The sequence below is a fragment of the Kangiella sediminilitoris genome (assembly GCF_001708405.1).
GTDB lineage: Bacteria > Pseudomonadota > Gammaproteobacteria > Enterobacterales > Kangiellaceae > Kangiella > Kangiella sediminilitoris.
The window spans coordinates 678100-688549 of sequence record NZ_CP012418.1; the positions used below are offsets into that span (position 1 = coordinate 678100).

General features: G+C 42.6%; 12 protein-coding genes. 10 read left to right on the plus strand and 2 right to left on the minus strand.

Going from position 1 to position 10450, the window contains the following annotated elements; translation table 11 throughout:
* The first annotated feature begins 72 nt into the window (after positions 1-72).
* From KS2013_RS03200 to KS2013_RS03215, 4 genes are read left to right on the plus strand one after another with little or no spacing between them, the layout of a single operon-like run.
* The gene (locus tag KS2013_RS03200) at positions 73-1497 is read left to right on the plus strand and encodes a YcjX family GTP-binding protein (RefSeq protein WP_068989651.1); all 1425 of its coding nucleotides are present in this window, start codon (positions 73-75) and stop codon (positions 1495-1497) included.
* Positions 1494-2573, plus strand: coding sequence for a TIGR01620 family protein (locus KS2013_RS03205; RefSeq protein ID WP_068989655.1), 1080 nt, complete (start codon positions 1494-1496; stop codon positions 2571-2573). Before KS2013_RS03200 ends, KS2013_RS03205 begins: the two co-directional genes overlap by 4 nt.
* 2 nt (positions 2574-2575) lie before the next feature.
* A complete protein-coding gene (locus KS2013_RS03210) occupies positions 2576-3376 on the plus strand; it encodes an ABC transporter ATP-binding protein (protein WP_068989658.1) in 801 nt (266 codons plus the stop codon).
* Position 3377: 1 nt separating this feature from the next.
* Positions 3378-4574, plus strand: coding sequence for an ABC transporter permease (locus KS2013_RS03215; protein ID WP_068989661.1), 1197 nt, complete (start codon positions 3378-3380; stop codon positions 4572-4574).
* A gap of 63 nt (positions 4575-4637) precedes the next feature.
* On the opposite strand, the gene KS2013_RS03220 is transcribed toward KS2013_RS03215, so the two are convergent.
* Both KS2013_RS03220 and gloB read right to left on the minus strand, forming a co-directional pair.
* Positions 4638-6179, minus strand: a complete 1542-nt coding sequence (locus KS2013_RS03220; RefSeq protein WP_068989664.1) for a lytic transglycosylase — start codon at positions 6177-6179, stop codon at positions 4638-4640.
* A 15-nt stretch (positions 6180-6194) separates the two neighbouring features.
* Positions 6195-6965 (minus strand): hydroxyacylglutathione hydrolase, encoded by a 771-nt coding sequence (gene gloB, locus KS2013_RS03225; RefSeq protein WP_068989667.1) that lies wholly within the window; start codon positions 6963-6965, stop codon positions 6195-6197.
* 96 nt (positions 6966-7061) lie between these two features.
* Between gloB and KS2013_RS03230 the strand changes: the two genes are divergently transcribed.
* The 6 genes from KS2013_RS03230 to mnhG all read left to right on the plus strand — a co-directional run bounded on the left by KS2013_RS03230 (position 7062) and on the right by mnhG (position 10448).
* The gene (locus KS2013_RS03230) at positions 7062-7748 is read left to right on the plus strand and encodes a class I SAM-dependent methyltransferase (RefSeq protein ID WP_068994355.1); all 687 of its coding nucleotides are present in this window, start codon (positions 7062-7064) and stop codon (positions 7746-7748) included.
* Between the two features lie 36 nt (positions 7749-7784).
* Positions 7785-8231, plus strand: coding sequence for a ribonuclease HI (gene rnhA / locus KS2013_RS03235; RefSeq protein WP_068989671.1), 447 nt, complete (start codon positions 7785-7787; stop codon positions 8229-8231).
* Positions 8232-8233: 2 nt separating this feature from the next.
* Positions 8234-8929, plus strand: coding sequence for a DNA polymerase III subunit epsilon (dnaQ, locus tag KS2013_RS03240; protein ID WP_068994356.1), 696 nt, complete (start codon positions 8234-8236; stop codon positions 8927-8929).
* Positions 8930-9307: 378 nt separating this feature from the next.
* Complete coding sequence (locus tag KS2013_RS03245) at positions 9308-9796, plus strand: Na+/H+ antiporter subunit E (RefSeq protein ID WP_068989676.1); 489 nt, start codon at positions 9308-9310, stop codon at positions 9794-9796.
* Entirely contained in the window at positions 9796-10068 is a 273-nt protein-coding gene (locus KS2013_RS03250) for a monovalent cation/H+ antiporter complex subunit F (protein ID WP_068989681.1), read from the plus strand. Before KS2013_RS03245 ends, KS2013_RS03250 begins: the two co-directional genes overlap by 1 nt.
* Positions 10065-10448, plus strand: a complete 384-nt coding sequence (gene mnhG, locus KS2013_RS03255; RefSeq protein WP_068989684.1) for a monovalent cation/H(+) antiporter subunit G — start codon at positions 10065-10067, stop codon at positions 10446-10448. Before KS2013_RS03250 ends, mnhG begins: the two co-directional genes overlap by 4 nt.
* The last annotated feature ends 2 nt before the right edge of the window (positions 10449-10450 follow it).

A 10450-nucleotide genomic window follows, 5' to 3' on the forward strand; every position in this document is an offset into this window, starting at 1 on the left:
TATTTTATTACGTTTCCTCATATTTTAAGCCTGTTGTCTAAGCTATACTGGTAGGGTTGAAAAGGACACGGTATGGATTGGATAAATAATACATTAAATAAAGTGAATGACCTCTGGGACAGAAGCCTTGACAGGCATGTGCGAGTGGCTGTTACTGGTTTAAGTGGAGCAGGCAAAACCGCTTTTATAACCTCATTAATTAATCAGTTACTATTTGCTTCTTCAGAATATCAGCTGCCTTTTTTCGAGGTTGTTGAAGAGGGTAGATTGAAAGCGTCCAAGTTAGAACTTCACAGTGAATTGCATATTCCTAGCTTTAAGTACGATCAATGTATAGAACAACTAACAGCTGAAGTACCTTCTTGGCCTGAATCTACAAAAAGTATTTCTCAGGCCCAGATTAAGTGCCGGTTCAAAGTTAAAAATCCTTGGCTAAAAAAAGTACATGAACAGTCTGTGTTGACTGTAGATATTGTTGATTACCCTGGGGAGTGGCTTCTCGACCTACCTCTTTTAGGCATGAGCTTTAAGGATTGGTCACAGCAGTGTTTAAATTATTTGCAAAGTGAGCGAAGAAAAGACTATACAAAGGATGTAGTAAGGGCAATAAGTAGCCTGGAATTCCACAAAGATTTTAATAATAGGGATGATGATGGATACATAGCAGAACTTGCAAAGCAATATAAAGAATCACTGCTGCAATATAGAAATACTGAAGGTGATAACAGCATCGCGCTACCGGGACGCTTTATATTGCCAGGAGAGCTCACCGGTGCGCCTGTATTGGATTTTTTTCCTATAGTGAATGAAGATGTGCTTTCTCTGGATTGGAGCTCTCTAGAGGGCTCTACATTGCTTAAAAGCCTCGAAAGGAAATTTGACTACTATAAGCGCGAAATCATAAAACCTTTCTTTGAAGATTACTTCTCTAAAGTTGACCGACAGATTTTACTGATTGACACAACTTCTGTTCTTGAGAGTGACTATGAGGCCTATCAAGATTTAAAAAAGACTATCGAGCTGCTGCTTACCGGGTTTAGTTATGGCCGCTCCAACTGGCTTAAAAGGTTATTTTCACCAACTATCGACAAGTTAATGATTGCGACAACCAAGGTGGACTTGATTCCACCGGACCAGCACTCGAATATTGAGTCATTTATGCAGAAGATGGTAGCGCAGGCAAAAAATGATGTTGGCTATGAAGGCGTTGAAGTTGAAACTATGGCGATAAGTTCGGTATCGACTTCTGAGCCCGTAACCACAGAACATAACGGTCAGCCAATGTTATGTGTTAAAGGGTTAGATAATGACACGGGAGAGCCCGTACTTCATTACCCCGGTAAAGTCCCTTCGACATCATTAAGCAGGACTGAATGGCAGAGCCTGGATATAGATTTTTCTACTTTTGGTATACCAGAAATTAAGGCAGATGAACCCTTACCCTATATTCGGATGGATAAGGTATTACAATTTCTGCTGGGAGATAAGTTCTCATGAGTGATAAGCCTGTAAAGTTTTACGGTAAGGATAAAGAGCACCAAAAAGCTGAAAAACTACTGCAAGAACAAAACCTGGGTGACGACGGTGGCATTAAATATCATTTGGCTATTGATGAAGCATCTGACCGTGAGACGGATGATTCGGCTTCTTTAAAAAAGCAAAGCAAGGGGGGCTTCCTTAGACGATTGTTTTGGCCCGCGCTCTCTGCTTTTGTTATCACGGCAGCCGGATACGAGGCGATCCAATTCATTAATAGTCTGATGAGTACCCATTGGTTGCTTGGAAGCGCGGTTGGGGTACTTGCTGGTGCCGCAGTTATCAGTGGTGGCTATATGCTGATTAAGGGCTGGCAGGCAAAATATCGTTTTAAGAAGAGGCGTCAACAACAAGTACGTTTTGAGGAAATCCAACAAAAAAATAGTTACGGTAAGGCAGCCGCTCCATTAAACGAGCTGACGCTAGAAATTGGTCAGTATGTGGATATGAAGGGGTTGAAGCAGAAGTATCAACGCCAAAAGCAACAGGTACACAATGACAAAGAGTTGATTCAAATTTATTCGGATACAGTACTGAAGGGGTTAGATAAAATTGCTCTGGACGCTATTACCAAGCACGCGACAGAAGCCGCAGCTATGGTTGCTATCAGTCCACTTGCAATAGGGGATATGGCTTTGGTTGCGTGGCGTGGAAGCAAAATGATTGAGGAGGTCTCGCAAATTTATGGCTGTCCGCAAACGGCCTTAAGTAGATTTGAGATGACGAAAAAGATATTTAAGAATATGATGTTGGCCGGTGCCAGTGATTTAGTGGCTGATGCAAGTGTTGAGTTCCTTGGAAAAGGTCTTACAGCGACTATATCAACAAAGGCAGCTCAAGGTATTGGGGTAGGTATGTTGATTGCGAGAATGGGCCTGCAGAATATGCAGTTATGTCGACCAGTGGCCTTTAGCGACGATAATAAACCAAGGCTCGGTGATATCAGGAAATCAATTTACAGTAAGGTTGCAGGGCTTATTAAAAGCATTTCAACCTCAGGAAAGAGCGTAGAGAAAAAAACGCAGGGGAAATTATAAACATGATAGAAATTAAAGGCTTAGCGAAAAGCTTTGCGTATGATAAGAAAGAAGCCAAGAAAAAGAAAGGAACTGTGGCTAAGGATCCAAGAGAAGGGGAAGGCGTTTTTCATGCTGTGAGAGACGTCAGCTTTAGTTGTGATAAGGGCAAAGTATTAGGTCTACTTGGACCAAATGGTGCCGGTAAGACAACTACTTTACGCATGCTATCGACTGCTCTCGAACCCACCGCTGGTGAGATATTGATCAACGGTCATGATGTTACGAAAGAGCCGCGTTATGCCCAGAAGTTAATTGGCTTTCTGTCTGGCAAAACGGGGTTATATCATCGTTTAACAGTTAGGGAGAATGTTGAGTATTTTGGCCGGATGCATGGCCTGTCAAAGCAAGTTATGGATGAGCGTCTGGATAAGATATTTAATATGTTGGATATGCACTCGTTTGCTGGAAAACGTGCTGATGATTTATCAACTGGGATGATGCAACGAGCTTCTATTGCAAGAGCGGTAATACATGACCCTAAAGTATTGGTCTTTGATGAACCTACGACAGGATTGGATGTGATTTCAGCAAAAACCGTTCTGGACTTTATCGAGAGTTATAAAGGCTCGGAGATGTCGGTAATCTTTTCGACTCACCATTTGCATGAAGTGGAAAAACTGTGTGACGAGGTTTGCTTGATCGACTTGGGTGAAACTAAGTTTTATGGTTCGACTCAAGAGTTTGCTGCACAAACACCGTCAGGCAATTTATATGATGCCTTCTTACATAATATAAACAATAAAGAATTAGAGGTGGCTTAGTATGTGGTTGGTTTATAAAAAAGAATTATTAGAAATATTAAGAGATAAGAAAACATTAATATTTTCTATCTTATTGCCAACAGTCATATTCCCAGTTTTATTCTTTGGGATAGGTGCATTTGTTGATAGCAAAGAAACTGAAGCTAAAAATAAAGAGATAAAAGTTACTTTCATTAATGGTGATACTTTTGAGGGGTTTACCGAGCTTTTCACAGCAGAAAAACTGTTTAAGAAAGTAACCATCGAAAGTAAAGATTATAAAGAGGAAATTTTAAATAATAATACGGACTTTATTATCGAAATCCCAGAGGGTGCCTCAATGCCCTCCGACAGCTCCAGGCAGGAAGTTATTAACCTGTATTACAAAGGCTCTTCAAAGTTAGATAACATCTCTCGGGGAAGGGTTAATGATGTCATTGAGCTGTACAATAATACACAGCGCCTGGCCTTAGGTGATAAATTTAATCTGTCTACGGATAATGTAAAAGCTTTTAATAACCCAATTGATGTTGAGAATAAAAACTTCGCATCTGAAAGAGAGAGACTGGGTGAGTTTGCCGGGCCGCTTATAGCCTATATATTAATTGCGCTAGCAGTTTCTGGTGCTATGTATCCAGCGCTAGAATTGGGTGTTGGGGAAAAAGAGCGGGGCACCCTGGAGACATTATTATTAACGCCAATGAGTAAAGGTAGAATCGTTCTGGCTAAATTCGCTGTAATCTTTACTGCGAGTTTCTTTACGGTCGTTGTAACCCTCTTGAGTTATTTTATATGGACCTACATTTTTACTCTCTGGTTTAATATGGGAGGCTTAGGCTTCTTATCTAACATCTCTGGTTTAGATTTATTATTGGTTGCCGTTCTGTTAGTCCCATTGACCAGCATCTTTGCTTCAATCATGCTAAGCGCTTCAATATACGCAAAAAACATGAAGGAAGCGCAAGCCTATATGTCACCTATTTTTATGCTGGGATTCATGCCAGTGATAGTGGCATTTGTACCAGGTATGGAGCTGAATGTGAAAACGGCCATGATACCGATTACTAACGTGGCATTGGCGATGAAGGATTTGATTAAAGGTACTGTAGATTATGGCATGATAGGAGTGTTGTTAGCCTCAACACTGGTAATTGCCGGCGCAATGTTGTACTTCACTACCCAGTTCTTTAAGAAAGAAAAGGTATTGTTTAGAAGTTAACATACGCATATTAGGATGAATAAAAAAGGGCCTGGAATGGCCCTTTTTAATTGGTAATGGAGACTAACGGTAAATTGTTAGTCTTTGTCCGGGTCTTATGATGCTGTTTCTAGACAGCCTATTCCATTTGGTAAGCTCACTTACTTTGACTTTGAACTTTCTTGCAATAGTGTAAAGCGAGTCACCGGATTTGACTTGGTAAGAAGTCTTAGCAGATGCGAAGTTTGCATAACGCTTTGGCCATACTTTAAGCCTTTGGCCAATTCTTAGGGTGCTCGTTTTGCTGATGTTATTCCAGCGAGCGATTTGAGACGAGCTAACTCCAAAACGTTTGCCAATACTCCATAGGTTGTCACCACTTCGAACTCTGTAAGTCTGATAGCGACGGCGCTGACGGTTTTTATCCAGTGTTGCCATAAAGTTCAGTTCATGCTCTGAGGCATTGGCGAACCCGGGCATCTTCAAAACTTGCCCAATACTAAGAAAGTCGGACTTCAGTTTATTAATACTTTTAAGTGTTGAGACACTAGTCTTATGTTTATTTGCAATAGTACTTAGATTGTCGCCTGACTTAACTGTGTAAGTTAGCAATCCAAGGCTTTTCCCTGGCTCAATTCCCAGCAGTCCTTTTTGGAAAAGCTGCACGTTCTTGGTCGGCACTAAAATCGTTGCCTGGCCATGCTCCTCTGGTATAAATAATTTATTGTACGCAGGGTTGAGGCGATAGAAGTCGCTTTTATTGATGTTCGATATCTTTGCCAGTTGCATTAAATTGGCTGGCGCATCAATAATTACCTCTGTAAATGCCGGTGTATTCTCAATAAAAGGTAGATCGACATTATAATCCTGTGGATTGAGGAAGATTTTAGACAGTGCTATCCATTTTGGGACATGACGCATGGTTTCTCTGGGTAAACGTAGAGACCAATAGTCCGTTGGCTTTCCCTGTCTTGCATTGCGTCTGATGGCTTTTTTTACGTTCCCTTGGCCTACATTATATGCCGCTACGGTCAGTAGCCAGTCACCATCGAACATTTCGTTCAGGTACTCGTAATAATCCAAAGCTGCCTGGGTCGAGGCTACTACATCACGTCGACCGTCGTACCATTGGTCAATCTTAAGTCCAAATCCTCTGGCCGTTCTCGGCATAAACTGCCAAAGGCCAGCCGCCTGAACTACCGAATGAGCCAGTGGGTCAAAGTTGCTTTCCACCATTGGGGTAAAAGCGAGTTCGACCGGCATGTTCCTTTTATGGAGCTCGTTAATAATGTAATGCAAATACGGTGCGGCTTTGTTTGCACGCTCGACCAGAAGGTGTTTATGAGTCAGGAAACGCTTTTTGTGCTGATTAATACGTTGATTGGAAAGATGCGTTAAGCTCTGCTCAGCACTAAGAGCATCCCAGAGATTCTCCGGGGGCTGAGGCTTCATATCCTTTGTCACCATTTCAACTTCTGGTGATAGTTCGCCTTGAGCCAGCTCTGGGGCTGGAAGCGGTTGATGTTCGCCAGAGGCGCTATTCTGGCTAGCGTTGTCTGTCGACTCTTTCTGTAGTGTGCTACAGGCTGATAAAACCAGTAGCGATAATAATGCAATGCGCTTCATAGACTCTTTATTGAATTAAAAATTATCTTTTAGTTGCCGAATTGTAGCAAAAGTTCGCACAGGATCGGAGAAAGTTTTATCTCCTCCTGCATTTTCTGCGGCCTTTTGGACTGATTCTTGCTCACAGCGAAGGAATGGGTTAAAGGTTAGTTCTTCTCCAATGGTTGAGGGCAGTGTTGGCTTATTACTAGCTCTCAACGCCTGAGACTCCTCGATGGCGTTGCGGATTGCCTCATTGTCCGGCTCTACCGTTTGAGCAAACTTAAGGTTTGTAAGAGTATATTCATGCGCACAGTACACTTTAGTTTCCGCTGGTAAATTGGCAAGCTTCTTCAGTGACTGATGAAAAATCGGCGGGGTGCCCTCGAACATTCTGCCGCAGCCCGCTTTAAATAGAGTGTCACCACAAAATACAGCACCATGACCGTAGAAAGCGATATGCCCCATAGTGTGACCGGGTACTTCGAGTACCTTGAAACGGTAGGTATCATCTAAAATGGATACCTCATCCCCTTCAGTTAAATCCTGATCAGAGAATGAGTGCTGGTCATGGCGTGGGGCAACTACTCGACAACCATAACGTGCCTTAAGTTTTTTGACTCCGCCAATATGATCATGATGATGATGCGTAACTAAAATGGTATCTAAAGCTAATCGATGCTGATCAAGATATTCAATGACGGGGTTAGCATCACCAGGGTCAACTACAGCGGCAGAATGGCCGTCTGGCGCAATAATTAGCCAGATATAGTTATCATTGAAGGCTTCAACTGGGATCGTTTTCATGATTATGCGCTTGAGTGTTTGCGTGCTGTCGGGTCTCGGGTTAGCATGAGTCTTACTGTACAAGACTGGTTCAGCCCAAGCAACTGATGGATGGAAATGGAACGATTATTTGAGCTCAGTTGGCCTAAAATGCCGGCGGGAAACCGCATTCGTTACCTGTGGCAAGAGTGGTTACAGCAGCACCTGGAAGAATATCATGGAACTTACCTCTTGAGTTTGGATAGTCTGACTCAAAGCTTAAGTTTGCCGGATAACGTTTTTGAGTACCATATTCGGATAGGGGATGGTTTAGGACACTGTATTCAGGCAAAACCGGATCAGCTCCCCATCATGACTGACTCTGTACAGGCCGTAATAATGAGTCATGCCCTGGATTATGGAGATAATCCTAGTGTTCTTTTGGGTGAGGTACACCGTTCGCTGGCACCTCAGGGAGTACTCTATGTGTTATTATACGCACCAATGAGCCCATGGACTTTGAAAGCCAGGATGCAAATTGGCAGACGGAAAAAAAGTATACCTGTACAATCTATCGGCATTCGCCGGTATCAGGATTGGCTAGATTTACTTGGCTTTAGAACATTAGAAACTGAAGTGGTGGGTTGCCCTTGGTGGAGAGGCTTTAAAGAATTTGAAAAAAAGTCTGAAATGTCTAACTCCTGGCTATCAGCTCCCATTGCTTACATGATAAAGGCAGAGAAGAAGGTATCAACCATGACACCGATCTCGCCGCTTGAGCAACGGGAAGCGCTTGCCTTAGGGGGTAAACTGGCAAATGTATAGCTTCACTTTTACTACATAATTACGACAAGAGATATTGTGAAAAAAATAGAAATTTATACCGATGGTGCCTGCAAGGGGAATCCAGGCCCGGGTGGGTGGGGTGCATTACTTCGCTATGGTGATCATGAAAAACGCCTTTATGGCGGTGAATTAGAAACCACTAACAACCGTATGGAGCTTACCGCTGCGATTGAAGCCCTAAAAGCGCTCAAACGGTCTTGTCACGTAGAGTTAACGACTGATTCTGTATATGTAAAAAATGGTATTAATCAGTGGCTTAAAGGGTGGAAGGCTAAGGGCTGGAAAACAGCTGGCAAGAAACCGGTTAAAAATAAAGACTTATGGCAGCAGCTGGATGAGCAGGTATCTAAGCATGATATTAATTGGCATTGGGTTAAAGGCCATAGCGGTCATCCCGAGAATGAAATAGCTGATGAGCTGGCAAACTTAGGCGTTGAGAAAGCATTAGGCGGGCGAAAATGAGCATGAGACAAATTGTACTGGATACAGAAACCACAGGCCTAGAGCCCTCTGATGGTCACCGCATCATTGAGATTGGTTGCGTGGAGCTGGTTAATCGGAAGTTAACCGGAAATCACTATCACCAATATATCAAGCCTGATCGTGAAGTGGATGAGGGTGCCATTGAGGTTCATGGTATTACCAATGAATTTCTGGAAGATAAACCAACGTTTGATGAAATTGCTGAAAAGTTTTTAGAGTATATCGATGGTGCAGAATTAATCATCCACAATGCGCCATTTGACGTCGGCTTTATCGATCATGAGCTTAAGCTGTTCGACCCCACTAAGGGTAAAACCACAGACTACTGCACTGTATTGGATACTCTAGTGCTTGCTCGGCAAATGCACCCGGGCCAACGAAACAGCCTTGATGCACTATGTAAACGCTATGATATCGATAACAGTCATCGGGACTTGCACGGAGCTTTGCTTGACTCGGAGATTCTGGCAGACGTTTATTTGCGGATGACTGGTGGGCAAACCAACCTGACATTAGGTCGACAGTCTGCAGCCAGTAGTGAAGGCGGTGAAATTCAAGTTAGAAAGTTATCGAAAGATAGGCCTGTTTTAAAGGTTATTAAGGCCACGAACGAAGAAGTTGAAGCGCATCAGAAAAAAATTGAGGATATGGATAACGCTTTATGGCGTGAAAGCTAAGTACCCAATTAGTGACTGCTTGCTTATACAGTAGGGACTATTAATGAGGACTGTTTAGAACTTGATTATAAAGTGAGCGGCTTGGGGGATTTCAAGGACAAGAAAAACTTATCATGAAGGTGAATAAAATTTGTAAAAAACACTGGTTTTAGGTTATCCAAATAAAAATAGTAAAAAAATTGGATTTTATAGACAGCTTATTTATGTAGTTAATCGGAAGTGATTTTTGGTTAATAACTGCTCAGTAGGGCGCTTGCGCGGTATTTTGGGGGTTGCTACAATCTTTTGACTTTGTTGGTAACTGCATAACACGAGGCGCGAATTAATTGCGATTGAGCAAGTTTCGCAGTCTCAGCGAATAAGGTGCTATAAAACTACATGAAGAAAAAAACAAGTCTTCGCTATATCATCAGCTTAATTGTTGTGTTGTCACTCATTTGGATTGGTAACTCCGGTTTCTTTAATGGCTTGTTACTATCGCTGGGTGTCGTTTCAGTGGCTTTTGTTGTTTTCATGGCTTACCGTTTAAATATCCTGGATGAAGAGTCACAGCCTTTACATGTCAGTCGACGAATTGTCGGATATTGGTTTTGGCTGCTCAAAACTCTTGTCGAATCCAACATTACAGTAATAAAGCGTATATGGAAGGGACCAAAGTCTCTCGACCCTGTTGTAGCAAAACTTCCCATGAGCCAAGATACGGATATGGGGAAAGCTATATACGCAAATTCCATCACGTTAACTCCCGGCACCACAACTCTTGATATCGAAGGCGACACGATGATTGTGTACGCACTGTCCTATGATGCGATCAAATATCTCCAAGGTGGAGAAATGGATCGTCGCGTTAAGCGTTTGGAGGAATAATGTTTCTTGCCGCAATAATTGCCATCCTGGTAGCTATGGCGCTGGCCTTAGTTCGTGCGCTAATGGGGCCAACTTTATATGACCGTATTTTGGCAGTGAACATGTTCGGTACAAAAACGGTACTGTTCATTGCTGTTCTTGGGTTTTTCATGGGCAGGCCTGACTTTCTAGATGTTGCGTTGGTGTATGCCCTAATCAACTTTATCGCTATCATCGCGGTTTTACGTTTTTTTGAATACAAAAAAGCTGATCCGGAGGAGGAGGTTAAATGAACTTCTTTATTGATGGGTTAAGTTGGGGACTACTGGTCATCGGTAGCTTCATTTGTTTTTCTGGAGCTATAGGTATTCACCGTTTCCCTGAGTTCTTTAGCCGCATGCACGCAGCCAGTGTGACAGATACATTGGGGAGCGGCCTGATACTCTTAGGTTTAATGCTACAAACCGGGGGAGAGATTATAGTCCTGGTTAAGCTGGTCTTAATCTTTTTATTTATATTAATTACCAGCCCTACTGCCAGCCATGCCCTTGCAAAAGCAGCCCTACATGGCGGCCTTAGACCAATACAGGGAAGTCACAAAGATGAGAAGGAAGATGTGTTAACTAAATTCGGCCGTCAAGCGACGTCTGATTCTGATAAAAATAAGGAGTAGAG

Bases quoted from the DNA above. Each gene is read 5' to 3' on its own strand.
- KS2013_RS03220 (WP_068989664.1), bottom strand. From the start codon at position 6,179: ATGAAGCGCATTGCATTATTATCGCTACTGGTTTTATCAGCCTGTAGC.
- KS2013_RS03205 (WP_068989655.1), top strand. From the start codon at position 1,494: ATGAGTGATAAGCCTGTAAAGTTTTACGGTAAGGATAAAGAGCACCAA.
- KS2013_RS03210 (WP_068989658.1), top strand. From the start codon at position 2,576: ATGATAGAAATTAAAGGCTTAGCGAAAAGCTTTGCGTATGATAAGAAA.
- gloB (WP_068989667.1), bottom strand. From the start codon at position 6,965: ATGAAAACGATCCCAGTTGAAGCCTTCAATGATAACTATATCTGGCTA.
- mnhG (WP_068989684.1), top strand. From the start codon at position 10,065: ATGAACTTCTTTATTGATGGGTTAAGTTGGGGACTACTGGTCATCGGT.
- KS2013_RS03215 (WP_068989661.1), top strand. From the start codon at position 3,378: ATGTGGTTGGTTTATAAAAAAGAATTATTAGAAATATTAAGAGATAAG.
- KS2013_RS03200 (WP_068989651.1), top strand. From the start codon at position 73: ATGGATTGGATAAATAATACATTAAATAAAGTGAATGACCTCTGGGAC.
- dnaQ (WP_068994356.1), top strand. From the start codon at position 8,234: ATGAGACAAATTGTACTGGATACAGAAACCACAGGCCTAGAGCCCTCT.
- KS2013_RS03230 (WP_068994355.1), top strand. From the start codon at position 7,062: ATGGAACGATTATTTGAGCTCAGTTGGCCTAAAATGCCGGCGGGAAAC.
- KS2013_RS03250 (WP_068989681.1), top strand. From the start codon at position 9,796: ATGTTTCTTGCCGCAATAATTGCCATCCTGGTAGCTATGGCGCTGGCC.
- KS2013_RS03245 (WP_068989676.1), top strand. From the start codon at position 9,308: ATGAAGAAAAAAACAAGTCTTCGCTATATCATCAGCTTAATTGTTGTG.